Source organism: Bacillus amyloliquefaciens DSM 7 = ATCC 23350 (assembly GCF_000196735.1).
GTDB classification, from domain to species: Bacteria; Bacillota; Bacilli; order Bacillales; family Bacillaceae; genus Bacillus; species Bacillus amyloliquefaciens.
Genome location: NC_014551.1, coordinates 562,501 through 586,910, shown reverse-complemented (window position 1 = coordinate 586,910; position 24,410 = coordinate 562,501). Strand labels below are relative to the sequence as shown.

The window sequence follows — 24,410 nt, the reverse complement described above, 5'->3', positions numbered from 1 at the left end:
CGTCACCCCATCAATCCCGGCAGGACAGCGACAGCGAAGAAGAAAAGCCCCACGCATGCCCCGACCAGCCAGATACTTGTTTTATCCCGTTTAGCGATAATGGTATCGCCGATCATTTTGAGATCGTCAGAACGAGCGACAAGCGTCGGGATGTAGTCCGGGTGAACCTTTAAAAGCTCGGCCGCCTGCTCGACGGTCATTGCTTCGTCCTTCGTGGCCTTCACGTTCCGTTGCAGTTCTACTTGTAATGGCATCATTCCGCAGCCCCCTCCAGTGCCTGAGTTGCAATATGTTCAGCTATTTCAAGAGAATCAACTTTAGGATTTCCGGCTATTATATCGAGAGATTTTCGATAGTGTTCTTTTTCCTTAGTAAGCCGCTGAATCTCTTCCCGCGCCTGCCGAAACTGATTGACCGTGACTTCCTGCTGGCGTTGGTGTTCCTCAATGATTGCCTGCTGCTTAACAGACAGTTCAGTTCTATCAATCAGAAAATCAACATGTTCTTTAGTCATCCAGTATTGATCTGTTGACTTAGCATTTTCATAGCCTTTTAATTTTGAAATACGCGCTTTAATTTCCTGTAATTTATCCATGCCCGTTCCTCCCCCGCAGGGGAAACCCCTGCTATTTGAATTTGTGGCCGATCTCGTAATCACAACGAGCCAGGCCGCCTTTTATTGTTTGAATGATTGTTTTACCGTGTTCCGGGGCGTCCATTAAATGAGCAGTCCCTTCAGTGCCATCTAAAACGATGATGCGAACTTTCCCCGGCTCGATGCTTTGCTGAATAGTTGTTTCATGATTTTTTATTTCTGTTGGCTTGTTCACTCTGGCCGCCCCCTGTGCTATGATAGAAGTACCAGTTCATATCAAAGGCACTGAGGCGCAGCTTCGGTGCTTTTTTACGTTTTACGACGGCAGCCGCATCGTTAAGCCGGCAGATGGCTTTAATTCCTCACGGTAGATGATTGGATGCTTTTCGACGTATGCCGCCAACTGCTCCGCCGTCATTTTCCACTCCTTAACTGGACCAGGCTTGTATGGATCGATTTTTTCTTGCATAGCGATAACCTCCTGAATTGATTTTGGGAATTTCTGAACCTCCAAGCTTTTTGCAATCCGCTCCCATGCGGCTGGCGCATCGTTTGTAATCGGAACAGAGCATCATGCAGGCCATGAGCTTATCTTCTTCCTGCACCCACAACGGCCGATCGTCTACGATTACCACGTTTCGCAGTGGTCTTCCCCGCCTTTCTTTTGAGTTTTTTCAGCTCGTCCAGCTCAATGAAGCCGAGTGCCTTATCCAGCGCCAGCACCTTGAGTGGCGTCTCGTAAAGCCGCTCATACAGCTTGCGTTTGATGGCAAATTCCTTTGTTTCCACGCCCTTGATATCAATGATCTCGATACTGCCGTCAAGGTTATGAACCTCAAAGTCTGCAATATATTCAATCTTCCGAAAAGTCTTGCCGTTCTTTTTGAATGCCTCTTGAAGCAGGAACCGCGGCTGCAGCTTAAAATCTTTGATCTGCTTGCTCATCTTGAGCCATTTCAGCTGTTCATAGTATTTGGCTTCGGCCCGGCTATCGAACGTGATGCCGTCCATCTGCGTTTTTCTGGCGCCGTACTTATTTGCTGGCATGCGATGCCTCCAAAAGCTCAGGATTTTGGTGAATATTGCCGATGACTTCTAAATCAACATGAGCTACAAATACAGTAGTCAAGCCTCGCTTTATTCGCTTGAATCTAAAACCTGGCACCTCTTTTGTCCAATAGATCCCGTCTGAAGCATGTTCAGCCACTTCTTCCTGCCATAAAACTTCTAATAGCTCATTTGAATTATCACGGTGGTTCCTTACAATGTCTCCCTCATAAATCTCCCGGCCGTTTTTGTCCTTTAATCCAGTGAATTGCCCAACTGTTTCCTGCCTCACACTGTAAGCGAATGGAACCCCAGCTTTATTAGAGATATAAGAACCAGGATCAATGCCCATGCTCTTAATTCTTTGTTTAATGATTGATAGGTTCCCGCAATACCATTCTCCGTTGATGCCCATTCCTCGAAACTTAACTTCTCTCATTCTTCCGCCTCCATATCTCTGACTATTTCCTTATCGGCCCGTTCCCGCGTGCCGTCGTTACCTCCCGTCAATTTGTTCCCAGTGCTGAATTTGCTTTTCCTTGTACGGCGCTGTGAGGATGATGGCTGGCAGCAGGATAACCGCTTTAAGCACTGTGCATCAGCTCCATTTGTTTGATTTTTTCCTCAAGCACCCGGATCGCCGGAGTAAGGTCCTGGCCGGCCGTTTGCTCGGCGGGCCCGAACAGATACATGCCGCCGGTTGCTGTGAAGTTCGCTTTTTCCGTCATTCCCAATCTCCTAACCTATGATTTAATTGCATCCGGTCGCCCTTAATGATCACCGTGTAATCTCTGCACATTTGATGAATCCGGGAGCCCAGCGCCTCGTCAATATCCAAAAGTTCACCCGTGTCGAGTTCGGAAGAGATTAGCAGAGGCTTGTGATTCAAGTACCGGTAATTCACAACCGATTGAATTTGCTCAATCTGCCATTCGGTAGCACGAGGCTTTTTGATTCGCCCCTCCATGGTCGTTGCAAAAACTGGCTTGAATAAATCATCAATGAACAGAACCTCAGCTTTTCGCATGGCGTCGAGCTTTGTTTCCAGCTGGTCAAAATCATTTCGCAGATCGCCCATTCCCTCAACGTACGGGAAATACATGCAGTAAATTGATTTTTTCTTGATCAAATTGTTCATGATCGCCGTTAACAAGTGCGTTTTTCCGCTGCCCGGTTGCCCGAGCAAAGCGATGCTGTTTGAACGATTTCCCCTAATGCTCTGAAAATCCTTATAGTATTCCACCGCGCACTCATAAGCGTCCTTGATCATGTCCGGCTTCCCGTCCTTAATGAAGTTTCCAAAAAGGAGCTTTTCGAATTCCTCCGTGATGCCGCTGGCCTTCATAAGCCGGGCGATCTTTTTCCGTTTTACACACTCGCATTGCTTTGAAAATGTGGTTTTCCATTCCCGGGCCTTATCCGGCAAGCATACTTTCCCTGCAAGATAATCCTCTTCCCTGACCATTTGATCGGGGGCCAGGCTCTCCATTGTCTTATGATCTTTCCTCAGTTGGCGCTCTGTGTCTTGGTGAATACGGTAAACAATAATGCCCTTATCCTTGCAGTCAGAGCACTCGTATTCAGCCTTTTCTTCTGAGGCGGCCTGTCCCGTTGAAGATGCTGCTGACCGATCCCGGAGCTTGGTTAGAATGGCCTTCATTGCCGCGTCCATATCTTGCGTTTTGCGAGCTTCCATACTGCTGTTTCTCCTTTCGTCTCTGGCTGAATGGGTTTGAGAGGATTGCTTCAATGTAATTCAGATTGACGTTGTTGCCCTTGCTTCTGAAAGCCTGTTTCATTGCTTCCATGACTTTCTCTTCGCCGTAATCATCCACCATATACCCGAGCCGCTGAACCTCCATTGTGCCAATTGTGCGGGCTGTTTTGTTTTCGAATAGTTCAAATGCGTTTTTCATTTTTTCGTCAACCTCCTGCTGTGCTTTTGGCGCTGATTCTTTTGGCGATGCTGCGTCTGGTATATCTGCTTTACCGTTCTCTGTTTCCTCATTACGCACTGGATTTTCAAAAGAGATCAGTTTGTATTTCCCGGCCTTTCTCCCCTGCGGCTCATATTCTATTCGTTTGAGCTCGATTAGAATTTTTCGATGCTTTATTAGTGTTGCTTCTGTGATTTCTATTTTGGCTTGAAGAGTGGTATTTGAAGTGGTGAACCACTCCCGCCACCCGGTTTTATTGTTGATGTGCATCAGATGGAACCATAACGCTTGTGTTGTTGCAGACAACGGATTCGTTTCTAACCAATTCATGAAGCCGTTCATTTCTTTCAGGTAGTTCATGGCTCACCTACTTCCTTTCACACAGTGCTGTCATGCCGCTGATGCGGACTAAACGTAAGCCAGGTTCATTTGTTCTGAGATAGCCTTCGACATAATCACGGAACAGCTGGGCGCGATTTGGTGCCCCTTCCGTCATCCACTTGTAACAGAAAGGGATGCCAACCTTAATCAAATGGCAGGTCATTTTCACTAATATCAACAGGCTTACCATCAAAAGGATCAGCATTCTGCGCGCTTGGCTTTTCTTCCGGTGCTTCAGCATCAATAATCTCTGGCTCTGCCATTGCGTCAGTAATGTCAATCCGCTCACGTTCCTCGTTATCCTCGATGACTGCCTTTTGCATTTCAACGGAGAGAATCCCCCATTTACTAAGCATGGATTTAAGAACGGTTTTAAGCGCCATTGCGTCCCAGTCCTTGCCCCAGCCAAAGTCCGACTTACTAAACTTCTTTTTGTGTTTCTCTACTTGCGTCTTTGTCCAATACACTGTTTTCCGGAAACCGTTTAAAAGCTCAAAGTAAGCAGCGTAGCCAATAACCGCATCTGATTCCCGTTTTTCAAAATCAATCTCTATTTCCTCGGTTAGTGGGTTCCACTTTTGCAATTCTCCTTTATGGACAGGTATGCAATTGATAGATTTATATTGGCCTGTCCGCAAAGCAAGCTGAATGTATCCTTTGTAACCAAGCTGAAATTGCGCGCGCCCTTTATACGGAACGATCCAGGCATAACCCAAGTTCTTATCCACTGGCAGATCAAGCGTTGCCGCCACCATAGCCGATGAAATTACACTCATAGGTTCTGCTTTTTGAAGAGTATTTTCACTGTTGTACAGACTTAAAATTGATGCTGTGAATTGAGACGCCCTTTTCCCCAGAACTTCTTCAAACCGGTTCATGACTGCCGGAGAAGAAAGCAGGCCTTTCATCGTTGTTCCCTGCGGCTGCCCTGGCGCGTTATTCTGTTTTTGAATGTTATTTTTAAGTGATTCATTTGTAGCCATATTTAGCTAACCTCCTTAATTCCAAAGCGTCTGTATTGAACTTCTTTTGTGACTTTCTCATATACATCTGGAAACTGCTCTTTCAGTTTATTAGTGTCGATCCGGTTAGTTATAACCGGTTTCCAGCTGGTCTGATAGTTTCCAATGAATCCGTATTCTGCTTCCTTCATTTCGTGCTTGATTTGGTTTTCTAATTCTTTCGCCTGCAATTGCAATTCAGCGATGCTTTCCTTTAATTGCAAATACTGCTTTATCCGTTCACGGTTTACCGCTGTAAGATCAATAACCTTGTTGCTTTCCGTTTCCGCATACCTTTTTTTCAGATATTCTTCTGCTGCGCTTGATCCGTCCAATGCGGGAGCAACCCCACCCAACACCGCAGTATTCCAAAACTCGACTTCGGCAGTGAATATCATTTCGATTAATTCATCATCCCGCTCAATTGAATTTATTGCCGCCGATCAGAACAGCAAAGTATGCTTTTTTATACTCGGGACCAAGCACTCCAAGATAGTGCTGGACCTGAACAATATAGTCAGCAGGGATCTCGTCATTTTCCCATTCTTTCAAGTTGTATTCCGATGTGGTCTTACATTCCAGAATGGCCTTTTCTCCAACGATCATTCGGTCAATATTCGCCAAAATGAAATCATGTTCAGGATGCTTCAGCATGGACCTTTTACGCCTAACTTTTTTCCCGCTCCGCACTTCAAATTCTTTTGCGACAATGTCCTCAAGGATTGAGCCGAAGTAAGCCGCCTCACTGGCTGACTCACTGACCGGGACTTGTCCCGTTTTGTCCAGCCATAATTCAAATGCGGTTCTCCATTTGTTTAACCCCAAGATTACGGAGGCATCTGAACCACCGATGCCCTTCCGTCGCTCAAGAAGCCATTCGTCCCGACTCATGTCCGCTGTCGAAGCGAAAACCTCTGCTTGCATTAAATAATCCCTGCCTTTCTTTTGTATGCTTCCGCACCAAGCCGCTGCCATTCTCGGTATGCGTCCATTGACGGGAAGGAAAATATGGGTTTGCCTTTACTGAACATGATTGAGCCGCCGACTTCTCTCAGGCGCTGTTGATCGTCCGCCCGGTCACTGAAAGATGCTGTTATTCGTTTAGCCATGTATAAAACCTCCATTGTTTTTTATGGGGCGTTTTGGTATAATAGGAATACAATCAATTACCAAAACGCCTTACCTAGTCCACTCTGCCAAGTGGGCTTTTTTATTGCGCTGAATGAAACCTAAATCCGAGTTGTTCCTTTAAATAGCGTTTAAGATTGTCTTGTAAAATCATCTCGCCGCTGTCGATTACATAATTATCTGCTGACGTTACTTCATCCCCGAAAAAGTCCTTTTTTGTTTCCGGTTCAGTCGCCTTGTCATGCCAGTTGTTCAAGACCATTGGATTTTCAATATTCATTGTGAACACCTACTTACAACACTCAGGTGAATCCCTCGGGCCGCCATATTTAAAACGGTTTGATGTAAGCGCCCTTTATTCGCCAGTCGGCTGATATCCTCTGTAAGAACCTTGATGCTCCCTGCAAGACTGATAGCTTCTTCATAATCGCCATCCCGTAACGCCTCCGATAGCATGATAGAGAGCTCTTCCGCCGACTCGATTTTTCTTTTTGCTGAATCTGCATCCGATTTAAGAAACTGATTGATCTTCATACCAGCACCGCCTGCCTTTCTTCTGTTTTCGCCATTGCAACCTGACTCATTAGCGCTTTCCGTGTCCACCTTTCAGCCAGTTCCTTCATGTTCAGTCCATGACTACGGGCCAGCGAATATATCAGCGTTTTGTTTGCCGGAATTAGATCAAAAATCTGCTTAATATCGGCCATGGGCAGTTCTTCAGGTTGTCGGCCTGGCCTATCGTTTGCCAGCCAGCGCGCTAAATGCCTTGTTGCTTGCAATGCTTCTTCAAGCTGATGAATCATATTGATTACCGCCGCGCTTGCGCTCTCGTTAAGTGCTGGATCAATTGGTGCCGCCGTCGTCGGGTGAAGTTTGAAAAGGTAATGTACCAGATCAATATGTTCGTACGCCTCGCACGCCTCAAACCACTTGATGCATAATTCCGGAGTAAGCTTACTGAATCCATTTTCAACGTCCGAAACATACCGCTGATCTTTCCCCCCTATCAAATTACCAATCTGATACTGTGCAAGTCCTGCCGCTTTGCGGACACTACGCATGATCCGGGGTAGATTATGCAAATTGTATGGGTTGTTCTCCATATGTTTGCCTCCTGATATATCCAGTTATTCACTGGTAAAATTTAATTAATGAAGGGACAAGCTTGTCCTTTTCTCGAACATTAATCTCCCCAAATTTGTGGAGATTGTTTCAAGCTGTTTCTGATGAAATGAATTTATTCACAAAATAAATCTGACCTTTTCCCGTAACCTTTGGCGTTCGGGTAGTTCTAATTGAACCATCAGGGTTATTCATTGTTCTCTTCTTAATTTCAAAGAGACCCAAATCCATACTTCGCTGTGTTGGTAGATTGAAAGACTCGCCTGTCTTACGAATTAAATAACCATTATCACGGAGCCATTGAAATAACTTGTTAGGTCCAATCTTTACGCCGTTCTGTTGAATGATTTTCGCTAACTCGCCAACAAGCACAGATGATTCAGATGCTTCCACGGATTCGGCGAAAAGAGCTTTTGGCTTCATAGATTCAATTTGCTTATTTTGCTCCTTTAGTGCGTGAAGAGTTGTTTTGAAAAATAATTTGGTATTTTCGTCTGCGTTGGACAAATACGTCTGAATGAACTGTTCATCATTTGCGACATATCCCCCGGTTTTTCTGATTGTGGGTATAACTTCAAAGGCTAACCAATCTTGAAATTGTTCGGCAATTTGATTAGATGCTCTAAAAGCCAGCTTGTACACCAATGGTTCAGGAATAAAATCACCTTTCTCTACTTCTGGAAAGTTATCCGGAAGGTAAGTATTCACACGGCTCCATCGGATTGTCACGTTGCCACTTTTGGCAACGGTAGTGAGGCCTAAGTTCCGAGCAACTTGCTCGGCATCAAAAAGGATTTGATCATTCTCAATTTTGGCTGCAACTTCGAAAATTTCATTTTTGAATGTTTGTAAATTATTCATGCCGAAGCTCCTTTCTGATAGTATGCGGTGTTCTCAGCAACCCAACGCGTGTTGCTCTCAATCCATTTAAAAAGCAAAGTCGTAGGGATTTTTTTGCCACATTCTTCGTTAACCGGAAAATCCGGACGGGCCATCAGTTCCGACATTTTAGTGGGACCGCACCGCAGCACCTCCATCGCTTCAGTTCTCGTCAAGATGTGAGGAAGCTCGTTCAAAGAGCTGAGCCGCTCTACCAACATCTCTGTTGCTCTATCAGCAATTTTGGCAGCGATCTGATCAATGAATTTGTCGTCGTATTGCATAGTGAACATGCTTTTAACCTCCTATGCTGTGTTGAATTTGAGTTCACTACTCGAAACGCGTAGTTCCTCGTCAAAAAAAAGGGTCCAATGGAATCCAAGAACCTGCGCGATAGCCTTAGCTGTTGAGACACCAGCATTTCTTTCGCCTTGCTCAATAGATGCGTATGTTGTTCTTGCGATGCCCGCTCTATCAGCAACTTGTTTTTGGGTAAGATTTTGGGATAATCGTATTTGCTTTAACCAATCCCTTACAATTGCAGGCATGTTGTTCACCTCCATAACTCATTTCGTGTCGTTGAGTTAAATATACTACGCAATTCGAGTCTTGTAAACCCCTTTTTTAAAAAAATGACTCTTTTCGAGTAATCTATATTACTACGCTTATTGTGTAGTTATAATGTAGGTAGTTCTAAAAACGTGATGAGGCGATACTATGAATTTTTCATTTAGACTTAAAGAGCTCCGAGTGGGGAGAAAATTAAATCAACAAGAGGTTGCAGATAATTTAGGCATTGCCCGCACAACATACGCATCATACGAACAGGGCAAAAGAGAACCGGACCATGAGACACTTGTTAAAATTGCGGATTTCTTTGATGTTTCTATAGATTTTTTGCTCAGAGGCGAAGATCATTATAGAGATAAGGCCAGAGAACTCCGTAAACATAATGACGTTCGTTTTGCCGCTGTCGATGGTCGGGAGTTCTCTGATAGTGAAAAAGAGGAGATTCTTGCTGACGCATTAAGGCGCATTGACGGAATCGAAAAAATTATTGAAGAGAGATTCAAAAAGAAGAATGAAGATAAGAATTAATTATTTATTATTGTTTTGTTTAGTTTAAATAATGCTGAACAGATCGCTTTAATTTTTAAAGTTTAGTGTTAAGTTGACTGATGTTCAACTTTAATTTTTAAAGCGAAGCTTGTAATGAAACCTTCAGTTATTTTCCTTTCAAATGAACTTAGCTTTTTTAGCACGCCTCATGAAATTATTAGCAAAATTGGTAATTACCCCTTGAACTTTCAACAATTATAGTCGATTATATATAGGTATTCTATTATATGAACTGGGGGAATCAGGTTGAAAAAGTGGTTAGTTTTATTCATGTCTCTGGGCTTGGCTCTAGCTTTAGCAGCATGCGGGTCGACAGACGATGTCTCTACTGGCAGCAGTGATTCAAAAGACAAAAAAACTGAAGAGAAGAAAGACGACAGCTCCAAAAAGATTGACGCTAGTAAGCAATCTACAGAAGCACTAGGAATGAAAGTTAACCTAGGCGACGTCAAGATTATGAAAGATAAAATAAATGTTGGGCTTAACATTGAAAACACTACAGGAAAAGTCCTTACTTTTTATCCCGATCAAGGTAATGCAGTCATTGGCAGCATGCAATTATCGGCAAATATGTTCCTGACTGACGGAGAAGTCGGCGGAGACGTTCAAGGCGGAGTGAAACAGGAAGGTGTACTTGAGTTTTCAGCGCCGGACGGAAAAGAAATTGATGTTGATAAAGTCAAAGAAATCAAATTAAATTTCGGTGATGTGGTCACAGATGACTTCATGAAAACTAAAGCAGTAACAATCACTGTACCAGTTAAGTAAGGGAGAGTTAACAATGAAAAGAACAACAGAATTTGTTTTAGGCTTATTGGGCGGAATTTTCGGTTTTATTGGAGCAATTATGGCATTAATTATCGGTGGACTCGATGCCTCTTTTAATTCAAGTGGCACAAGCGATATAATTGGTTTGGGCTGGGGCGCTGTTTTCTTATCAATCTTAGGCATCGTTGCTTCAGTTGTAGTTAAGAAGAAACCTAAAGTCGGTGGAGTATTACTTCTCATTTCAGGAATCGGTGGATTGATTTGTATATCCCTCTTCTATTTACTACCTGCTGTTCTTCTTATTATCCCTGGTATCATGGGACTTGTCAGAAAAGATAAAACAGTAACGACAGCAGCTTAAAGAAAGGCCCTTGAAAGGGCTTTTCTTTTCCAGTAAATACAGAACAAACGTTCTTTATAATGCCACTTTAATCTATTTATGGACGCATTTACCGGTGTAAAATGGTACATTTTTCCCCTATAATTACATACAATCAAACAGATTTTCCACAATTTAAGCATTGACAAGGTAATGAGGGGGTCAATTACAACATGGGGTATACGCAAAGTCACTTAGAGGATTGGATCGAAAGTTTTCTCAGGGAACACAAAATAACAACGCCTTCAGAACTTAAACTTGTTAAATTATGCAGGAAGCTCAATGTATTTGTACTTTTTGATGATCGAGAAAGTTATATGTTAGATATTGCGGGGGTTCATATCGTAGGCATAAACAACCGATTAAGCTATCAACAGCAACGATCGGATTTAGCTCACGAATTATGGCACATCTTATTAGAGGGCGGCGACAACGAGCTTATGCCGCCCCACTGGAAACAGTATCAAGAATCAAAAGCAGGTTATTTTTCATATCACTTTTGTGTCCCAACATTCATGCTGCGACAGATGAACTTACCTGCAGATGAGGAAGCCGCTGCACGGTTGGTATCAGATACTTTTAAGGTAACTTTTGATTTTGCAAAAAAGAGACTAAGAATTTACTTTAATAAATTAAACTATCGTTAAGGAGGATTAAAATGGTTGTCTTTAAAAAGGAGAAATCAAAGCGTTCATCTAAAGGATATACTTGGTATTTTGTGATGGAAAACGGCCGCGATCCAAGAACAGGAAAACGCAGACAAATAAAAAGACGTGGTTTCCTATCAAAAGCATCGGCGGAGGCCGCTTATCTTGAATTGAAAACGAAGCTCATTTCAGGGATTGATGTCGGGAAAGAGAACATTCTTTTTCAGGAAATCAAAGACCTATGGTACAAAGAATACAAGCATACCGTCAAAGTCAGTACCCTGCGAGCACGAAAAAGTGAAATAGAGAGTTTGGAAGAATACTTCGGAAAAATGAAAATTAAAGACATAACCAGGGGTGTTTATCAAAAGTTTTTAGATTATCTAAGGGAGGAAAATTATTCCTTCAATACAATAAGTGGTATCCACACTACAGCAAGCATGATCTTCAAATATGCGAGACAAGAGGACATCATAAGCAAAAGCCCGACGGAATTTGTAAAACCTCAGCGTCCAAAGCTTACAGTAGAAGATATTGAATCACAAGAAGAAGCCGAAAACTTTCTTGAAGGAGAAGAACTTGTAGAGTTTTTAGACCTTACAGAGAAACACGGCCTTTTTCTCGACTTTGAATATTTCTGCATGGCTGCATTTACAGGCACTCGTTCCGGGGAGCGATTGGCCGGCAAATGGAGAGACTTAACTTTAGAAGGAGACGACCTCAAAACATTTCGAGTTACCAAAACGCTTTATTGCCCATCAAACAAAGCATCTGACTATGAACTGCTGCCACCGAAAACGCCAGCTGCTGTTAGAGATGTACCTTTATCGGACTTTTTAGCATCTTTGTTGAAAAGACTGAAGCTCAAACAAGCTAAAATAGCATATGCGAATGGGCGAACATTCAGTGATGATGATTTTATATTCGCTCGTCCTGACGGCCACCCTGAGAACATTAAAAAGATGGATACCAGAATGAGAAGGATTTTAAAACGGATGGACATAAACAAACATATTACCCAGCATACTTTTAGGCACACATTCACTTCGCTTGCTGCTGAAGCAGATGTACCTTTAGAAGAGATACAAAAAATATTAGGCCATCAAAATGATGACATAACGAAAAAAGTCTATTTACACACTACTAGAAAAACCAAAGAAAGAACTTCGCAAAAATTCAATTCTTTCATAGGTGACCTCTCAATGAAAATACAGTTATCATGACTCCTATGTGACCAAAATGTGACCAATTTCATAAAACAAAAAGAAAAACCCCTTGAAATCAAGGGGTTTCGGCATTCTTTACATCATTCCGCCCATACCGCCCATGCCGCCCATGTCAGGCATTCCTGCGCCGCCGGCATTTTCTTCTGGTTTGTCAGCAACAACCGCTTCAGTTGTTAATAGCATTGCTGCTACAGAAGCTGCGTTTTGAAGTGCAGAACGTGTAACTTTTGTCGGGTCAACGATTCCTTTTTCGATCATGTTTACCCATTCGCCAGTTGCAGCGTTGAAGCCTACGCCGATTTCTTCGTTTTTCAGGCGCTCAACGATGACAGATCCTTCAAGACCAGCGTTGTGCGCGATTTGACGGATCGGCTCTTCAAGCGCGCGAAGCACGATGTTGATACCTGTTTGCGCATCGCCTTCAGCTTCAACTGCAGCGACTTTGTTATATACGTTGACAAGCGCTGTACCACCGCCGGATACGATGCCTTCTTCAACAGCTGCGCGAGTTGAGTTGAGGGCGTCTTCGATGCGAAGTTTACGCTCTTTCAGCTCAGTTTCAGTCGCAGCGCCGACTTTGATGACAGCTACGCCGCCAGCAAGTTTCGCAAGACGCTCTTGTAATTTTTCTCTGTCGAATTCAGAAGTTGTTTCTTCCACTTGAGCACGGATTTGGTTGACGCGTGCAGCAATTTTTTCAGTATCGCCGGCGCCTTCTACGATTGTTGTGTTTTCTTTCGTTACCACAACTTTAGAAGCGCGTCCCAATTGTCCGATTTCAGTAGATTTCAGGTCAAGACCTAAATCTTCTGTGATGACTTCTCCGCCAGTAAGAACAGAGATGTCTTCAAGCATTGCTTTACGACGGTCACCGAAGCCAGGAGCTTTAACGGCAACAGCGTTGAATGTGCCGCGAAGTTTGTTGACAACGAGTGTAGCAAGAGCTTCACCTTCAACATCTTCAGCGATCAGAAGCAATGGTTTGCCTTGCTGTACAACTTGCTCAAGCACAGGAAGGATTTCTTGAATGTTTGTGATTTTTTTGTCTGTGATTAAGATGTAAGGATTATCAAGAACCGCTTCCATCTTATCAGAGTCAGTCACCATGTAAGGAGACGCATATCCGCGGTCGAATTGCATACCTTCAACCACTTCAAGCTCAGTTGTGAAGCCTTTAGACTCTTCGATTGTGATAACGCCGTCGTTTCCTACGCGCTCCATTGCTTCAGCGATAAGGCTTCCGACTTCCTCATCAGCAGCAGAGATTGCAGCAACCTGAGCGATAGACTCTTTGCCTTCGATCGGCTTAGAAATTTCTTTTAAGTTTTCGATTGCCACGGTTACGGCTTGTTCCATACCTTTACGCACGCCGACAGGATTAGCTCCCGCAGTTACGTTTTTAAGGCCTTCGCGGATCATAGCCTGTGCAAGCACAGTCGCAGTCGTCGTACCGTCACCGGCAACGTCGTTTGTTTTGCTGGCTACTTCAGCTACAAGCTTCGCACCCATGTTTTCAAACGCATCTTCAAGTTCAATTTCTTTTGCGATTGTCACACCGTCATTTGTAATTAACGGAGAACCGAATTTTTTCTCCAGAACCACGTTGCGTCCTTTTGGCCCTAAAGTTACTTTTACAGCGTCAGCAAGCGCATCGACACCGCGAAGCATAGCGCGGCGTGCTTCTTCACTAAACTTAATATCTTTTGCCATGTTAACGAAACCTCCTCGAATTTTTAAAAATATTTATTTGCTTAGCCGATAACAGCTAAAATGTCGCTTTCACGTAAGATTAAGTATTCAGCACCTTCGTATTTCACTTCAGTACCGGCGTATTTTGAGAAGATAATGCGGTCGCCCTCTTTTACTTCTAAAGCAACGCGCTCTCCGCTTTCCAACACGCGACCTGAACCAGCTGCCACGATTTTGCCTTCTTGCGGCTTTTCTTTTGCAGAATCCGGTAATACGATTCCGCTGGCAGTTTTTTCTTCAGATTCTACGAGTTCAATGACAACGCGATCACCTAATGGCTTTAACAATGTAATAACCTCCTCAATAGTATGAATATGTAATTTTAGCACTCAGCTCTAAAGAGTGCTAACACATTTATTATAATAAAGAATCTCACTTCCAATTTCAAGTCATAAGAATAAAAAATTTTCACGCTTACATGATTCTCTCTTACACCGATTTTCTCCTTTTTTCACGTCAAGTTCACTTGTGTTACAATAAGAACAAATAAGTTGATTTTATAGGATAAAGGAGTACATATCATTTGAGAAAACAGTATTGGTATATCATTTTGACATATGTTATCATGCAGCTTTCCGCATTGATCGGCATTCCTTTAATGTACAGATTCGGCTATGCGGGCGGGCAGCCTACGAATGCGAATCTCACCATGGCTCAGGGGATTTATTCCGTCGTAAGCTTTTTTATCTGCCTGATTATCGTTCTCCTGATTTTGAGAACCGCGCCGAAGCAGACATTAAGAAACGGGAAGAAAGCATCCGCCGGCATGTCCATTCTTTGGGCGGTCGCGGGAATATGGCTCGCTTTATTTTCTCAGGGAATTGCCGGGATGATTGAGCAGTATGTCTTTCACGTGAACAGCGGTTCGGAAAACACGAAAGCCATTCTCAACATTATCAAAGCCATGCCGCTTATGATTATCGTTTCTTCTATCGTCGGTCCGATTCTTGAAGAAATCATTTTCCGGAAGATCATCTTCGGTGTATTATATGAAAAAACGAATTTCTTTATCGCCGGACTGATCAGTTCCGTCATTTTCGGCATTGTGCACCAGGACCTCACACACCTGCTGCTTTACACGGCCATGGGCTTTACCTTTGCGTTCTTGTATGTGCAGACGAAACGGATTATTGTGCCGATATTCGCCCATGTCATGATGAATACCATTGTCGTGGTCATGCAGCTCGGCCCCGCCCAAAAATATATTGAACAGCATAGTGAGCAAATGCAATTAATTATTGGAGGATTGTTTGTATGAGGAACCCAATGACTTGGGGCTTGATTTATTTCGCAGTCGGCTGTATCTTTACGTATTTGGCCGCAAGCTCGCCGGGAAGCATGTGGTCTTTTTATTCCATACTGCTGATGGTTTTCGCCGCTTATAATATCAGCATCTCGTTTAAAATGTTCGCTTTCTCATTTAAAGTGAAGAAAAATCAAAAATAAAAGAAAAGCCATTTCTCATCATTGAGAAATGGCTTTTTTTATGCTGATACATCCTGGTCAGATTCGCTGCTGCCGGTCTGCTTTTTCCGATATGCGGCTTTTGAAATAAGAATACTGATCTCGTATAAAATGCAAAGCGGAATCGTAATCATCATGTGAGACAGCAGCTCAGGCGGCGCAATCATCGCGGCGATCACAAGCAGCACAAAATACGCGTACTTCCTGATTTTCGATAAAAACATCGGCGTTACAACACCGAGCCTCGTCAAAAACATGATCAGCACCGGCATCTGAAACAGCAGCCCGAACGGAATTGTCAGCTGCAGCAGAAAATGAAAGTACTCGCTGATTCCGATCACCTGATTGACATCCAAGTCATTCGAAACCCGCTTCATAAAATCAACGACCAGCGGAAATAAAATATAATAAGAAAATGACACACCGCTGACAAACAGCACGATTGAAATCGGAATATAGCTGAGTGTTACTTTGCGTTCCTTCTCATACAGCCCCGGACTGACAAACGCCCAAATCTGATATAGAATAATCGGCGAAGTCAAAATGATGCCGATAATAAACGCGAACTGCAAAAAGATAAACAGCGGATCCGTCAGGTTAAAAGCATTAAGGGTGAGCTCTTTTACTTCATCGGCTTTTTGAAGATACACAATGATAGGTTTTGCCAGAAAAAAGCCGGCAATAAAGAAAACCGCAAAGGATAACGCCACAATCAGCAATCGTTTCCGAAGTTCGGCAATATGCTCCACAAGCGTCATTTGATTCACTCTCATACGTGTCATCCTATCTTACTGTTCTTCTTTCTTTTTTTCCTCTTCTTCACCGGCTAATCCTTTAGTAGCGTTCTTAAATTCTCGAAGCGTGTCCCCCGCAGCTTTTCCTAATTCGGGAAGCTTCTTCGGACCGAAAATAATCACCGCCACCACACCGATAACCGCCAGGCTTCCAGGACCGATCATGTGCAGCTCCTCCTTTCGTTATTCAATTTCTTCCAAAACAGAATAATGCTTTAAGAAATAAACCAATGATTGAAGCTCTACAGCTAAATCTATATGATGAATTCGAATGTGATCCGGCACATTCAAACGGGCCGGCGTAAAGTTAAGGATTCCCTTGATTCCGAGCGCCACGAGCCGGTCGGTGATTGACTGAGCGGCAACCGCCGGAACGGTGAGAATCGCCACGGGTTCATCCTTAATGTGAAGCTCTAAATCATCAAGATCAAAGACAGGCACACCGCCTACCTCAGTTCCTATTTTACTCTGATTCACATCAAAAGCCATAGATATTTTTGTGTTATTATTTTTTGTGAAATTATAGTGAAGAAACGCTGTCCCTAAATTCCCGACACCGATCAAAATGACATTTGTCGTTTCATCCTGATCCAGTGTTTTTCTGAAAAATGACAGCAGGTAATCCACATTATAGCCGTATCCTTTTTTGCCGAGCGCCCCAAAATAGGAAAAATCCCGGCGGATCGTGGCCGAATCGACTTTTACCGCATCGCTCAGTTCAGCTGAGGAAACACGCTGCTTTCCTGACGCGTGTAAATTCTTTAAAAAGCGATAATAAAGCGGCAGCCGTTTTGCCGTCGCCTGCGGAATTTTTGATTGATCCTTGTTCATGATTGGTCCTCCACTTTATACTCAGATGCATCTCTTTTAAAATCACCGTTTTTGCCGCCCGTTTTTTCCATGAGGCAGGTCGGGCCGATGACCATTCCTTTATCCAGCGCCTTGCACATGTCATAAACGGTCAATGCGCAGACTGAAGCGGAAGTTAGCGCTTCCATTTCCACACCTGTACTCCCTTTCGTTTTTACGCTTGCCTGTATATGAAGAACGGCTTCGGAATCCTTTTCCTCCCAGCCGAATGAAATGTCGACGCTGCTTAAAGAAAGCGGGTGGCACATCGGGATAATCGCTGACGTCTGCTTTGCAGCCATGATTCCGGCCACCTGTGCGACAGCCAGCACGTCTCCTTTTCCGATCTCCCGGTTTTTGATTCTGCTGTACACGTCATGCTTCATGTGTACGCTCGATATCGCAGCGGCAGTACGGACTGTTGAAGATTTATCGCTTATATCCACCATGCGGGCACGGCCTTCTTCATTAAAATGAGAAAATCCATTCATATTTAAACTCTCCTTACTTCTGATCATACACTATTTTCTCCCTGATGTCTTATCCTATAATGTTCCAATTCTGATGTATTGTTTGCTGACAGCAGGTTGATAAGCTACACTTAACTTATTATAACAGAGGTGAAATAATATGATGATCTTACAAATTAATCAGCTATCCAAATCTTTTGGCGCTGATCCTATTTTAAACAATATAAAGCTTGAAGTCAGATCCCGGGATCGCATCGCCATTGTAGGCAGAAACGGAGCCGGCAAATCAACTCTCCTTAAAATTATCGCAGGTCACCTTTCATATGAAAAGGGTGAATTAATCAAACCGAAAGAATTAACGATGGGATACCTTGCCCAGCACACAGGCATGGAATCTCAGCTTACCATAAAAGAAGAATTGCTGAGTGTTTTTGATTTCCTGAAAGCAATGGAAAAAGAAATGCGCTCTATTGAAGAAAAGATGGCCACTGCCGCCCCGGCGGAGCTTGAGACGCTGATGAAAACCTATGACAGGCTTCAGCAGGACTTCAAGAATAAAGGCGGCTATCAATATGAAGCGGATGTCCGGTCTGTCCTTCACGGCCTCGGCTTCGGCAAATTTGACGATTCCGTGATAGTGCAAAGCCTGAGCGGCGGTCAGAAAACAAGGCTTGCTCTCGGAAAGCTCCTTTTGACCCAGCCTGATCTGCTTATTTTGGATGAACCGACGAACCATCTCGACATCGACACGCTCACATGGCTTGAGCATTATTTACAGGGATATTCTGGCGCCATCCTGATCGTCTCCCACGACAGATACTTTCTTGATAAAGTCGTCAGCCAAGTGTACGAGGTCTCACGGACAGAAAGCAAAAAATACCTCGGCAACTACAGCGCCTATTTAGAACAAAAAGCCGAGCAGTACGAGAAAGACCTGAAGCTGTATGAAAAACAGCAGGACGAAATCGCCAAGCTTCAAGATTTTGTCGACCGCAATCTGGCCAGAGCATCAACAACGAAAAGAGCCCAGAGCAGACGAAAACAGCTTGAACGGATGGATGTCATGGCAAAGCCGCTCGGTGATGAAAAATCAGCGGCCTTCCGTTTTGAAATTACAAAACAGAGCGGCAACGACGTGCTTCGCGTACAGGATGTCTCCATCAGCTACGACGGCCAGCCTCCGCTCTTGAAAAACCTGACCTTCGGCGTTACAAGAGGCGAAAGCGCCGCCCTTGTCGGACCCAACGGAATCGGCAAGTCAACCTTGCTGAAAACCATTATGAACACGCTCAGTCCCGAATCCGGGTCGATCTCGTACGGTTCCAATGTCACAATCGGCTACTACGATCAGGAGCAGGCCGAACTGACCTCGTCCAAACGCGTTTTGGACGAGCTGTGGGATGAATATCCGGACATGCCGGAAAAAGAGATCAGGACATGCCTCGGCAATTTTCTGTTCAGCGGAGACGATGTCCTGAAACCGGTCCGTTCTTTAAGCGGCGGTGAGAAAGCAAGAGTCGCGCTTGCCAAGCTGATGCTTCAAAAAGCAAACTTTCTCATCCTTGATGAACCGACAAACCACCTTGACCTGGACAGTAAAGAAGTGCTGGAAAACGCCCTGATCGACTATCCGGGCACACTGTTATTTGTATCGCATGACCGCTACTTTATTAACAGGATCGCCACAAGAGTGCTGGAGCTGTCTCAAGACCATGCAGAAGAATATTTGGGAGACTATGACTATTACACCGAGAAAAAAGCCCAGCAGCTGGAACTGGAAGAAATGAAGCGGCAGGAAAAGGAGCAAGCACAGCCTGCCGGCAAGGTCAAACAAGACACGAAAAGAACATATGAAGAAGAAAAAGAATGGAAGAAGAAAGAGCGGCAGCGCCTGAGACGCATTGAAGAAATCGAAGCGGCCGTCTCATCCGCCGAAGAGAAAATCAGCGCCAATGAGGAGCTGCTGTGCGACCCTGAGGTGTATCAGGATCATGAAAAAGTACAGACCATTCACGCTGAGAACGAAGCTCTGAATCAAGAGCTGGAACAATTATTAGCGGAATGGGAAGAACTCTCATCAGAAGAATAGTAAAAGTCAAGCACCTCTTTAAGGGGTGCTTTTTTATCCACAGCTTTCTTCCTTGTCAGCCATTTAAGTAAGCGCTTTATACACACTATCCACAAAATTTTCTGATTTTATCCACTTTACTCACAACTCGCAGCCCCTTATCCAGTATGGATTTCTGAATATATACACAATCCTGTGGATATGTTTGAATTATCTGTTAATAAGTCAAAAAAAAGCCTCACGTTTTACAACGTGAGACGATCAAAAGACATTAATTCCAAACCAGGCTGTCCGTTCATATCGTATGAACCCCGAATCCCCTTTTCAAAAGCAACAGTTCCGGCAGCCGCAATCATCGCTGCATTGTCCGTGCATAAAGAAAGCGGCGGGATGATAAGTTCAGGATCTCCCGCATGGCTGAATTCCTGCTGCAGCGCGGCTCTCAAGCCCTTGTTCGCGGCTACGCCCCCTGCAAGCAGCACTTGTTTAACCCCGTATTCTTTCGCGGCCTTAGAGGTTTTTGCCGTCAGTACATCAATGACACTCTGCTGAAAGCTCGCGGCAAGATCCTCCGGAGGAATCACCTCATTTTTTTGCGAGGCGTTATGAAGCGTGTTAATCACGGCTGACTTCAAGCCGCTGAAGCTGAAATTGTAAGACCCTTCTTCCAGCCACGCGCGCGGAAGCGGAATGGAGTCCGTTCCCACAGCAGCCAGCTTATCAATCTGCGGTCCTCCCGGATAAGGAAGCCCCATCGTTCTTGCCACTTTGTCGTATGCTTCACCTGCTGCATCGTCCAGCGTTTCACCGATAACATCGAAGGAACCGTGCTCTTTCATATAGACCAATTCCGTATGTCCGCCCGACACAACCAAAGCAAGCGCCGGGAACTGAAGCTCTCCTATCAGCCTGTTTGCATAAATATGGCCGGCAATATGATGAACGCCGACTAACGGAATTTGATGGGCGAAGCTTAACGCCTTTGCCGCATTGACGCCGATTAAAAGAGCCCCGACAAGACCCGGTCCTTCCGTTACGGCAATCGCGTCAAGGTCATCTAAGCCCAACTCCGCTTGTAAAAGAGCTTCCTCAATCACAAGGGTAATCTGTTCCACATGATGTCTGGACGCAATTTCAGGTACGACCCCGCCGAACCGTTTATGGCTTTCAATTTGAGAAGCGACAACGTTTGAAATGATGTCTTTCCCGTTTTTCACGACTGAAGCCGCTGTTTCATCACAGCTTGTTTCGATTCCTAATACATATATATCTTGTTTTTCACTCATGTAATGTCACCCACATTAATAACGCATCTTCCCCGTTATCTGTATAGTATTGTTTTCTGATTCCTCCGGCCTGAAGACCGAATTTTTTATATAAGGATTGGGCGGGATGATTTGAGACCCTGACTTCGAGAGAGAGCCTTCTTGCCTTTTTTTCTCTGCACAATTCTATCGCAGAGCCAAACAGCGCTTCTCCCAATGATTGGCCCCGGTATTCCGGCTTAATGGCTATGTTCGTAATCTGCGCGTCATCTATAATAATCCAGATTCCGCAATAACCTGCCAGACAGCCGTCCTTTTCAATGACAAGGTAGTGCGCATACGGATTTTCCAAAAGCTCATGATAAAATGAATCCTTCGTCCACGGAGAAGTGAAGGATGCTGTTTCAATTTCATAAATTTGATCAATATCTTCCGGCCGCATGCTTCGAATCGCCGTTTTCGTTTTCATCCCCATCACCCTATTTTTGAGATTCCATCCATTTCGCTTCAGCCTCTGCCAGACGCAAATAATCCGGAACAAGGCTGTGGACATCCGCTTCTTCTTTTTCCAAGCCTAAAAACGCCAGCTCTGACGGCCGCGGATTATGCTGCGCAGCCGTTCCTATCACTGCTTGAGAAGCCAATTCATGTTTAATGGTTTCTTCATGAATGGCTGTATCGTGCCCTAAAAATAAAACCGGAGACGCTTTTTCTCTCAGCATGCCAAGCCAATCAGTCAAAAGCACATTCTGGTCAGGAAGAACGGATTGTAATCGGCCGTCCTGATATTCATAAAGACCCGTATACACTTGTCCGCGACGGGCGTCAAATAACGGGCAGATCAGCCCTTGAAAGTGCCGTCCGTTAGCCGCCAGCACCTCCAGGCTCGATACAGCGGAAATCGGAAGCTTCAGCGACCAGGCCAATGTCTTCGCCAGCGTCACACCGATTCTGACACCTGTGTACGATCCCGGCCCTTTCGCCACTACTATTTTCGTAAGGTCCTGCGGTGTTAAACCGCAATCCGCCAGCAATGAATTGACAGCAGGCATCGCCCGCACGGAATGATTCTTTTTTAAATATGTAATATACTCCGCCATCACCGTTTTTTCACGAACGAGCGCGGCACCCAGCGTGTAATTTGACGTATCAATTGCCAGTATTGTCATGTTTACTTATCTCCTCACAAAGCGTTTCATACCGTGTTCCGCAAGCCGTAAAGGTAATGTCCCTTTCCTCATCACCGGCTCTCTTGATGACGATCTGCAGCCGTTCGACAGGCAGCTGCTCCTGAATTAAATGAGCCCATTCAATTAAACAGACGCCTTGTCCCTCAAAGTATTCTTCAAGTCCCAAGTCTTCGCTTTCATCCTCCATGCGATAAACATCCATATGATATAGAGGAAGCGAACCGTCATGGTATTCTTTTATAATTGTGAAAGTCGGGCTGTTTACCACTCTCGTGATCCCCAGACCTTCGGCAAAACCCTTTGTAAAAGTCGTTTTTCCCGCGCCTAAGTCGCCTTCCAGTGTCAGAATATCTCCCGGCTTTGCCAAAGAAGCGGCAAGCTTGGCAACGGCTTTTGTTTCTTCGGGGTTTTTCGTTCTCCATTGTAATGTCTTCAAAGTGAGTCACCCGTCTTATTTAAAATGATTGTATCCTTTTTTCTCAAGGACGATTTGTCTCTGATCATTGGCTGTCATAAGAACACTTGCTTCCTTCCGTTCAGAAACTGCTCCAATCTTAGCAATCGGAATGCCTGATTGAGTGCAGTAATCAAGCAAAGAAGTCCACTCTTGCTGATACCGTTCCAACCAATTCAAAATCTTCACCGCCGAATAACACCCATTTCTCCCACTGAGGATCCGCCTCAGGTAAATCCGGATGCACGGGCAGAAGCTGTTCTTCAATTTCTATCGTAACTGAACTTGACTCAGCTATTTCATGCAGCTCACTGGCCAATCCGTCACTGATATCATTCAGAGCCGCTCGCTGAAGCTGGGAGCAAAAGCGGCCGACCTGGACCCTCGGAACGGGCCGTTTATGTTTTTTGATAAAATAATCACTCGTGTGAAAAGCAGAGGGAGGTGTTTCTCCCAATAAAAGAGACAGCCCAGCTGCGGACGAACCGATATCTCCCGTAACAAAAACAACATCCCCGGGCCTTGCCGAGCTTCGCAGACAAGCGCGATCCTTTTCGACTTCTCCGATGACAGTAACAGTAATAACGGCTTGACCGGAAGCGGAGACGGTATCTCCTCCGATCAAATCCATCCGGTATAGTTTCGCCAGTTCCGCCATCCCTTCATACATTGCCTGGACATCAGCTTTCTGCCAGCAAGAAGGAACCGCAAGAGATACCAGATAAAACTTCGGAATGCCTCCCATCGCCGCCACATCACTAATGTTAACAGCAAGCGCCTTATAACCGATATCTTGAGGAGAGGAATACTCTGATTTAAAATGGACATCCTCCACCATCGTATCAAGGCAGACAATTTGCTGCATATGAGATGATGCTGTATAAACTGCACCATCATCACCGATCCCTACATTGACGGAAGGATGATAATGCGTATGCGGCGTAATACTGTGAATCAAATCAAACTCGTCCATGTTTCTCCCGTCTCCCTTTCTGACGCTCTTGTGAACAGCTCTTTCTAGTGTATCGGATTATGTTTCAATATCCAAGACTTTAACGATATAAAAGAAAGCTTGGTTAGATACCAAGCTGCCAGCATTTAAAAGAAAACACAAAAAAAACGAAAACATGATCGTTTCGTTTACAATGAAAATGGCGGTCCGGACGGGACTCGAACCCGCGACCTCCTGCGTGACAGGCAGGCATTCTAACCAACTGAACTACCGGACCATTTTTATTTTTGGTTGCGGGGGCAGGATTTGAACCTGCGACCTTCGGGTTATGAGCCCGACGAGCTACCGAACTGCTCCACCCCGCGATGATAAAATTTTAGAAAAGCTTGGCGGCGTCCTACTCTCACAGGGGGAAACCCCCGACTACCATCGGCGCTGAAGAGCTTAACTTCCGTGTTCGGCATGGGAACGGGTGTGACCTCTTCGCTATCGCCACCAAACCATTGAGAGTGTTCTCTCAAAACTAGATAACAGGAAGCATACATTCAAATTAGGTTAAGTCCTCGATCGATTAGTATCTGTCAGCTCCATGTGTCGCCACACCTCCACCTCAGACCTATCAACCTGATCATCTTTCAGGGATCTTACTTCCTTGCGGAATGGGAAATCTCATCTTGAGGGGGGCTTCATGCTTAGATGCTTTCAGCACTTATCCCGTCCGCACATAGCTACCCAGCGATGCCCTTGGCAGAACAACTGGTACACCAGCGGTGCGTCCATCCCGGTCCTCTCGTACTAAGGACAGCTCCTCTCAAATTTCCTGCGCCCGCGACGGATAGGGACCGAACTGTCTCACGACGTTCTGAACCCAGCTCGCGTACCGCTTTAATGGGCGAACAGCCCAACCCTTGGGACCGACTACAGCC

At 44.7% G+C, this 24,410-nt stretch carries 35 protein-coding genes, 2 tRNA genes, 2 rRNA genes and 2 pseudogenes (1 of these 41 running past the window's edge); 8 read left to right on the top strand and 33 right to left on the bottom strand.

All coding sequences use genetic code 11. From position 1 onward, the window contains the following. Window positions 1-2 precede the first annotated feature (2 nt). The 18 genes and pseudogenes from BAMF_RS23300 to BAMF_RS23215 all read right to left on the bottom strand — a co-directional run bounded on the left by BAMF_RS23300 (window position 3) and on the right by BAMF_RS23215 (window position 8,638). The gene (locus BAMF_RS23300) at window positions 3-257 is read right to left on the bottom strand and encodes a hypothetical protein (protein ID WP_013351205.1); all 255 of its coding nucleotides are present in this window, start codon (window positions 255-257) and stop codon (window positions 3-5) included. Beyond that, window positions 254-595, bottom strand: a complete 342-nt coding sequence (locus tag BAMF_RS23295) for a hypothetical protein (protein WP_013351204.1) — start codon at window positions 593-595, stop codon at window positions 254-256. The genes BAMF_RS23300 and BAMF_RS23295 overlap by 4 nt, the downstream gene beginning before the upstream one ends. Before the next feature lie 31 nt (window positions 596-626). Continuing rightward, entirely contained in the window at window positions 627-830 is a 204-nt protein-coding gene (locus tag BAMF_RS23290) for an XtrA/YqaO family protein (RefSeq protein ID WP_003155894.1), read from the bottom strand. Between the two features lie 81 nt (window positions 831-911). After that, window positions 912-1,064 carry a hypothetical protein gene (locus BAMF_RS41455; protein ID WP_013351203.1) on the bottom strand — a complete coding sequence of 51 codons (153 nt, stop codon included), beginning with the start codon at window positions 1,062-1,064 and terminating at the stop codon, window positions 912-914. Window positions 1,065-1,183: 119 nt separating this feature from the next. After that, on the bottom strand, window positions 1,184-1,642 hold the full coding sequence (locus BAMF_RS23280) for a DUF1064 domain-containing protein (RefSeq protein ID WP_013351202.1): 459 nt from the start codon (window positions 1,640-1,642) through the stop codon (window positions 1,184-1,186). Next, window positions 1,629-2,081: a YopX family protein gene (locus BAMF_RS41745; protein WP_013351201.1), complete on the bottom strand. Its 453-nt coding sequence runs from the start codon at window positions 2,079-2,081 to the stop codon at window positions 1,629-1,631. Before BAMF_RS41745 ends, BAMF_RS23280 begins: the two co-directional genes overlap by 14 nt. Window positions 2,082-2,226: 145 nt before the next feature. Further along, a complete protein-coding gene (locus tag BAMF_RS41450; protein WP_013351200.1) occupies window positions 2,227-2,370 on the bottom strand; it encodes a hypothetical protein in 144 nt (47 codons plus the stop codon). Beyond that, window positions 2,367-3,338 carry an ATP-binding protein gene (locus tag BAMF_RS23265; protein WP_013351199.1) on the bottom strand — a complete coding sequence of 324 codons (972 nt, stop codon included), beginning with the start codon at window positions 3,336-3,338 and terminating at the stop codon, window positions 2,367-2,369. Before BAMF_RS23265 ends, BAMF_RS41450 begins: the two co-directional genes overlap by 4 nt. Next, window positions 3,223-3,939, bottom strand: a complete 717-nt coding sequence (locus BAMF_RS23260; protein ID WP_013351198.1) for a DnaD domain protein — start codon at window positions 3,937-3,939, stop codon at window positions 3,223-3,225. The genes BAMF_RS23265 and BAMF_RS23260 overlap by 116 nt, the downstream gene beginning before the upstream one ends. Window positions 3,940-4,103: 164 nt before the next feature. Continuing rightward, window positions 4,104-4,943: a recombinase RecT gene (locus BAMF_RS23255; protein ID WP_013351197.1), complete on the bottom strand. Its 840-nt coding sequence runs from the start codon at window positions 4,941-4,943 to the stop codon at window positions 4,104-4,106. A gap of 2 nt (window positions 4,944-4,945) precedes the next feature. Continuing rightward, a pseudogene (locus BAMF_RS23250) lies at window positions 4,946-5,885 on the bottom strand (YqaJ viral recombinase family nuclease). Then, on the bottom strand, window positions 5,885-6,070 hold the full coding sequence (locus tag BAMF_RS23245; protein WP_013351194.1) for a hypothetical protein: 186 nt from the start codon (window positions 6,068-6,070) through the stop codon (window positions 5,885-5,887). Before BAMF_RS23245 ends, BAMF_RS23250 begins: the two are co-directional and overlap by 1 nt. A 101-nt stretch (window positions 6,071-6,171) precedes the next feature. Next, complete coding sequence (locus tag BAMF_RS23240; protein ID WP_013351193.1) at window positions 6,172-6,369, bottom strand: YqaI family protein; 198 nt, start codon at window positions 6,367-6,369, stop codon at window positions 6,172-6,174. Further along, on the bottom strand, window positions 6,366-6,623 hold the full coding sequence (locus BAMF_RS23235; RefSeq protein WP_013351192.1) for a YqaH family protein: 258 nt from the start codon (window positions 6,621-6,623) through the stop codon (window positions 6,366-6,368). The genes BAMF_RS23240 and BAMF_RS23235 overlap by 4 nt, the downstream gene beginning before the upstream one ends. Continuing rightward, window positions 6,620-7,192, bottom strand: coding sequence for a helix-turn-helix domain-containing protein (locus tag BAMF_RS23230; protein WP_003155916.1), 573 nt, complete (start codon window positions 7,190-7,192; stop codon window positions 6,620-6,622). The genes BAMF_RS23235 and BAMF_RS23230 overlap by 4 nt, the downstream gene beginning before the upstream one ends. A gap of 109 nt (window positions 7,193-7,301) precedes the next feature. Beyond that, entirely contained in the window at window positions 7,302-8,072 is a 771-nt protein-coding gene (locus tag BAMF_RS23225) for a phage antirepressor (RefSeq protein WP_013351191.1), read from the bottom strand. Further along, window positions 8,069-8,383 carry a hypothetical protein gene (locus BAMF_RS23220; RefSeq protein WP_041481599.1) on the bottom strand — a complete coding sequence of 105 codons (315 nt, stop codon included), beginning with the start codon at window positions 8,381-8,383 and terminating at the stop codon, window positions 8,069-8,071. The genes BAMF_RS23225 and BAMF_RS23220 overlap by 4 nt, the downstream gene beginning before the upstream one ends. A gap of 12 nt (window positions 8,384-8,395) precedes the next feature. Beyond that, window positions 8,396-8,638, bottom strand: coding sequence for a helix-turn-helix transcriptional regulator (locus BAMF_RS23215; RefSeq protein ID WP_041481598.1), 243 nt, complete (start codon window positions 8,636-8,638; stop codon window positions 8,396-8,398). 169 nt (window positions 8,639-8,807) lie between these two features. Between BAMF_RS23215 and BAMF_RS23210 the strand changes: the two genes are divergently transcribed. The 5 genes from BAMF_RS23210 to BAMF_RS23190 all read left to right on the top strand — a co-directional run bounded on the left by BAMF_RS23210 (window position 8,808) and on the right by BAMF_RS23190 (window position 12,226). Further along, the gene (locus BAMF_RS23210; RefSeq protein WP_013351190.1) at window positions 8,808-9,188 is read left to right on the top strand and encodes a helix-turn-helix domain-containing protein; all 381 of its coding nucleotides are present in this window, start codon (window positions 8,808-8,810) and stop codon (window positions 9,186-9,188) included. A 267-nt stretch (window positions 9,189-9,455) separates the two neighbouring features. After that, entirely contained in the window at window positions 9,456-9,977 is a 522-nt protein-coding gene (locus BAMF_RS23205) for a hypothetical protein (RefSeq protein WP_013351189.1), read from the top strand. Window positions 9,978-9,990: 13 nt separating this feature from the next. Then, window positions 9,991-10,338 (top strand): DUF4064 domain-containing protein, encoded by a 348-nt coding sequence (locus BAMF_RS23200; RefSeq protein WP_013351188.1) that lies wholly within the window; start codon window positions 9,991-9,993, stop codon window positions 10,336-10,338. Window positions 10,339-10,529: 191 nt separating this feature from the next. After that, window positions 10,530-11,003 (top strand): ImmA/IrrE family metallo-endopeptidase, encoded by a 474-nt coding sequence (locus BAMF_RS23195; protein ID WP_041481597.1) that lies wholly within the window; start codon window positions 10,530-10,532, stop codon window positions 11,001-11,003. A gap of 11 nt (window positions 11,004-11,014) precedes the next feature. Beyond that, window positions 11,015-12,226 (top strand): site-specific integrase, encoded by a 1,212-nt coding sequence (locus BAMF_RS23190; protein ID WP_013351187.1) that lies wholly within the window; start codon window positions 11,015-11,017, stop codon window positions 12,224-12,226. 78 nt (window positions 12,227-12,304) lie between these two features. Here BAMF_RS23190 and groL read toward each other — a convergent pair whose 3' ends face one another. Then, window positions 12,305-13,939, bottom strand: a complete 1,635-nt coding sequence (gene groL / locus BAMF_RS23185) for a chaperonin GroEL (protein WP_013351186.1) — start codon at window positions 13,937-13,939, stop codon at window positions 12,305-12,307. Between the two features lie 41 nt (window positions 13,940-13,980). Then, a complete protein-coding gene (gene groES / locus BAMF_RS23180; RefSeq protein WP_013351185.1) occupies window positions 13,981-14,265 on the bottom strand; it encodes a co-chaperone GroES in 285 nt (94 codons plus the stop codon). Between the two features lie 236 nt (window positions 14,266-14,501). On the opposite strand from groES, the gene BAMF_RS23175 reads away from it, so the two are divergent. Continuing rightward, entirely contained in the window at window positions 14,502-15,236 is a 735-nt protein-coding gene (locus tag BAMF_RS23175) for a CPBP family intramembrane glutamic endopeptidase (protein WP_013351184.1), read from the top strand. Next, window positions 15,233-15,424, top strand: a complete 192-nt coding sequence (locus BAMF_RS23170; protein WP_003155975.1) for a YdiK family protein — start codon at window positions 15,233-15,235, stop codon at window positions 15,422-15,424. Before BAMF_RS23175 ends, BAMF_RS23170 begins: the two co-directional genes overlap by 4 nt. 38 nt (window positions 15,425-15,462) lie before the next feature. Here BAMF_RS23170 and tatC read toward each other — a convergent pair whose 3' ends face one another. From tatC to moaC, 4 genes are read right to left on the bottom strand one after another with little or no spacing between them, the layout of a single operon-like run. Further along, on the bottom strand, window positions 15,463-16,224 hold the full coding sequence (gene tatC, locus BAMF_RS23165) for a twin-arginine translocase subunit TatC (protein ID WP_088030482.1): 762 nt from the start codon (window positions 16,222-16,224) through the stop codon (window positions 15,463-15,465). Window positions 16,225-16,230: 6 nt separating this feature from the next. Beyond that, the gene (locus BAMF_RS23160; RefSeq protein WP_003155981.1) at window positions 16,231-16,401 is read right to left on the bottom strand and encodes a twin-arginine translocase TatA/TatE family subunit; all 171 of its coding nucleotides are present in this window, start codon (window positions 16,399-16,401) and stop codon (window positions 16,231-16,233) included. 18 nt (window positions 16,402-16,419) lie between these two features. Beyond that, a complete protein-coding gene (locus BAMF_RS23155; RefSeq protein ID WP_013351182.1) occupies window positions 16,420-17,067 on the bottom strand; it encodes a redox-sensing transcriptional repressor Rex in 648 nt (215 codons plus the stop codon). Beyond that, on the bottom strand, window positions 17,064-17,576 hold the full coding sequence (gene moaC, locus BAMF_RS23150) for a cyclic pyranopterin monophosphate synthase MoaC (protein ID WP_003155986.1): 513 nt from the start codon (window positions 17,574-17,576) through the stop codon (window positions 17,064-17,066). The genes BAMF_RS23155 and moaC overlap by 4 nt, the downstream gene beginning before the upstream one ends. Before the next feature lie 139 nt (window positions 17,577-17,715). Here moaC and BAMF_RS23145 point away from each other — a divergent pair, with 139 nt between their 5' ends. Beyond that, entirely contained in the window at window positions 17,716-19,644 is a 1,929-nt protein-coding gene (locus BAMF_RS23145; RefSeq protein WP_013351181.1) for an ABC-F family ATP-binding cassette domain-containing protein, read from the top strand. Window positions 19,645-19,868: 224 nt separating this feature from the next. Here the strand turns inward: BAMF_RS23145 and tsaD are convergent, their stop codons facing one another. From tsaD to BAMF_RS23100, 9 genes and pseudogenes are all read right to left on the bottom strand, one after another. Further along, window positions 19,869-20,909 (bottom strand): tRNA (adenosine(37)-N6)-threonylcarbamoyltransferase complex transferase subunit TsaD, encoded by a 1,041-nt coding sequence (tsaD, locus tag BAMF_RS23140; RefSeq protein ID WP_013351180.1) that lies wholly within the window; start codon window positions 20,907-20,909, stop codon window positions 19,869-19,871. Continuing rightward, a complete protein-coding gene (gene rimI, locus BAMF_RS23135; protein WP_013351179.1) occupies window positions 20,902-21,357 on the bottom strand; it encodes a ribosomal protein S18-alanine N-acetyltransferase in 456 nt (151 codons plus the stop codon). Before rimI ends, tsaD begins: the two co-directional genes overlap by 8 nt. A gap of 10 nt (window positions 21,358-21,367) precedes the next feature. Further along, window positions 21,368-22,057, bottom strand: a complete 690-nt coding sequence (gene tsaB / locus BAMF_RS23130; RefSeq protein WP_013351178.1) for a tRNA (adenosine(37)-N6)-threonylcarbamoyltransferase complex dimerization subunit type 1 TsaB — start codon at window positions 22,055-22,057, stop codon at window positions 21,368-21,370. Beyond that, a complete protein-coding gene (gene tsaE / locus BAMF_RS23125) occupies window positions 22,038-22,514 on the bottom strand; it encodes a tRNA (adenosine(37)-N6)-threonylcarbamoyltransferase complex ATPase subunit type 1 TsaE (protein ID WP_013351177.1) in 477 nt (158 codons plus the stop codon). Before tsaE ends, tsaB begins: the two co-directional genes overlap by 20 nt. Before the next feature lie 15 nt (window positions 22,515-22,529). Further along, window positions 22,530-23,505 (bottom strand): annotated as a pseudogene (gene thiL / locus BAMF_RS23120) (thiamine-phosphate kinase). Between the two features lie 179 nt (window positions 23,506-23,684). Then, window positions 23,685-23,761 (bottom strand) — tRNA-Asp (locus BAMF_RS23115). Window positions 23,762-23,772: 11 nt separating this feature from the next. Next, a tRNA-Met gene (locus BAMF_RS23110) sits at window positions 23,773-23,849 on the bottom strand. A 19-nt stretch (window positions 23,850-23,868) separates the two neighbouring features. Continuing rightward, window positions 23,869-23,984 (bottom strand): 5S ribosomal RNA (gene rrf, locus BAMF_RS23105). 51 nt (window positions 23,985-24,035) lie between these two features. Then, window positions 24,036-24,410, bottom strand: a 23S ribosomal RNA gene (locus BAMF_RS23100) (it continues 2,555 nt past the right edge of the window).

What these genes read in the sequence shown, in the direction of transcription:
- BAMF_RS23300 (WP_013351205.1), bottom strand. Translation starts at nt 257, where the DNA reads ATGATGCCATTACAAGTAGAACTGCAACGGAACGTGAAGGCCACGAAG.
- BAMF_RS23295 (WP_013351204.1), bottom strand. Translation starts at nt 595, where the DNA reads ATGGATAAATTACAGGAAATTAAAGCGCGTATTTCAAAATTAAAAGGC.
- BAMF_RS41455 (WP_013351203.1), bottom strand. Translation starts at nt 1,064, where the DNA reads ATGCAAGAAAAAATCGATCCATACAAGCCTGGTCCAGTTAAGGAGTGG.
- BAMF_RS23280 (WP_013351202.1), bottom strand. Translation starts at nt 1,642, where the DNA reads ATGCCAGCAAATAAGTACGGCGCCAGAAAAACGCAGATGGACGGCATC.
- BAMF_RS41745 (WP_013351201.1), bottom strand. Translation starts at nt 2,081, where the DNA reads ATGAGAGAAGTTAAGTTTCGAGGAATGGGCATCAACGGAGAATGGTAT.
- BAMF_RS41450 (WP_013351200.1), bottom strand. Translation starts at nt 2,370, where the DNA reads ATGACGGAAAAAGCGAACTTCACAGCAACCGGCGGCATGTATCTGTTC.
- BAMF_RS23265 (WP_013351199.1), bottom strand. Translation starts at nt 3,338, where the DNA reads ATGGAAGCTCGCAAAACGCAAGATATGGACGCGGCAATGAAGGCCATT.
- BAMF_RS23260 (WP_013351198.1), bottom strand. Translation starts at nt 3,939, where the DNA reads ATGAACTACCTGAAAGAAATGAACGGCTTCATGAATTGGTTAGAAACG.
- BAMF_RS23255 (WP_013351197.1), bottom strand. Translation starts at nt 4,943, where the DNA reads ATGGCTACAAATGAATCACTTAAAAATAACATTCAAAAACAGAATAAC.
- BAMF_RS23245 (WP_013351194.1), bottom strand. Translation starts at nt 6,070, where the DNA reads ATGGCTAAACGAATAACAGCATCTTTCAGTGACCGGGCGGACGATCAA.
- BAMF_RS23240 (WP_013351193.1), bottom strand. Translation starts at nt 6,369, where the DNA reads ATGAATATTGAAAATCCAATGGTCTTGAACAACTGGCATGACAAGGCG.
- BAMF_RS23235 (WP_013351192.1), bottom strand. Translation starts at nt 6,623, where the DNA reads ATGAAGATCAATCAGTTTCTTAAATCGGATGCAGATTCAGCAAAAAGA.
- BAMF_RS23230 (WP_003155916.1), bottom strand. Translation starts at nt 7,192, where the DNA reads ATGGAGAACAACCCATACAATTTGCATAATCTACCCCGGATCATGCGT.
- BAMF_RS23225 (WP_013351191.1), bottom strand. Translation starts at nt 8,072, where the DNA reads ATGAATAATTTACAAACATTCAAAAATGAAATTTTCGAAGTTGCAGCC.
- BAMF_RS23220 (WP_041481599.1), bottom strand. Translation starts at nt 8,383, where the DNA reads ATGTTCACTATGCAATACGACGACAAATTCATTGATCAGATCGCTGCC.
- BAMF_RS23215 (WP_041481598.1), bottom strand. Translation starts at nt 8,638, where the DNA reads ATGCCTGCAATTGTAAGGGATTGGTTAAAGCAAATACGATTATCCCAA.
- BAMF_RS23210 (WP_013351190.1), top strand. Translation starts at nt 8,808, where the DNA reads ATGAATTTTTCATTTAGACTTAAAGAGCTCCGAGTGGGGAGAAAATTA.
- BAMF_RS23200 (WP_013351188.1), top strand. Translation starts at nt 9,991, where the DNA reads ATGAAAAGAACAACAGAATTTGTTTTAGGCTTATTGGGCGGAATTTTC.
- BAMF_RS23195 (WP_041481597.1), top strand. Translation starts at nt 10,530, where the DNA reads ATGGGGTATACGCAAAGTCACTTAGAGGATTGGATCGAAAGTTTTCTC.
- BAMF_RS23190 (WP_013351187.1), top strand. Translation starts at nt 11,015, where the DNA reads ATGGTTGTCTTTAAAAAGGAGAAATCAAAGCGTTCATCTAAAGGATAT.
- groL (WP_013351186.1), bottom strand. Translation starts at nt 13,939, where the DNA reads ATGGCAAAAGATATTAAGTTTAGTGAAGAAGCACGCCGCGCTATGCTT.
- BAMF_RS23170 (WP_003155975.1), top strand. Translation starts at nt 15,233, where the DNA reads ATGAGGAACCCAATGACTTGGGGCTTGATTTATTTCGCAGTCGGCTGT.
- tatC (WP_088030482.1), bottom strand. Translation starts at nt 16,224, where the DNA reads ATGACACGTATGAGAGTGAATCAAATGACGCTTGTGGAGCATATTGCC.
- BAMF_RS23160 (WP_003155981.1), bottom strand. Translation starts at nt 16,401, where the DNA reads ATGATCGGTCCTGGAAGCCTGGCGGTTATCGGTGTGGTGGCGGTGATT.
- BAMF_RS23155 (WP_013351182.1), bottom strand. Translation starts at nt 17,067, where the DNA reads ATGAACAAGGATCAATCAAAAATTCCGCAGGCGACGGCAAAACGGCTG.
- moaC (WP_003155986.1), bottom strand. Translation starts at nt 17,576, where the DNA reads ATGAATGGATTTTCTCATTTTAATGAAGAAGGCCGTGCCCGCATGGTG.
- BAMF_RS23145 (WP_013351181.1), top strand. Translation starts at nt 17,716, where the DNA reads ATGATGATCTTACAAATTAATCAGCTATCCAAATCTTTTGGCGCTGAT.
- tsaD (WP_013351180.1), bottom strand. Translation starts at nt 20,909, where the DNA reads ATGAGTGAAAAACAAGATATATATGTATTAGGAATCGAAACAAGCTGT.
- rimI (WP_013351179.1), bottom strand. Translation starts at nt 21,357, where the DNA reads ATGAAAACGAAAACGGCGATTCGAAGCATGCGGCCGGAAGATATTGAT.
- tsaB (WP_013351178.1), bottom strand. Translation starts at nt 22,057, where the DNA reads ATGACAATACTGGCAATTGATACGTCAAATTACACGCTGGGTGCCGCG.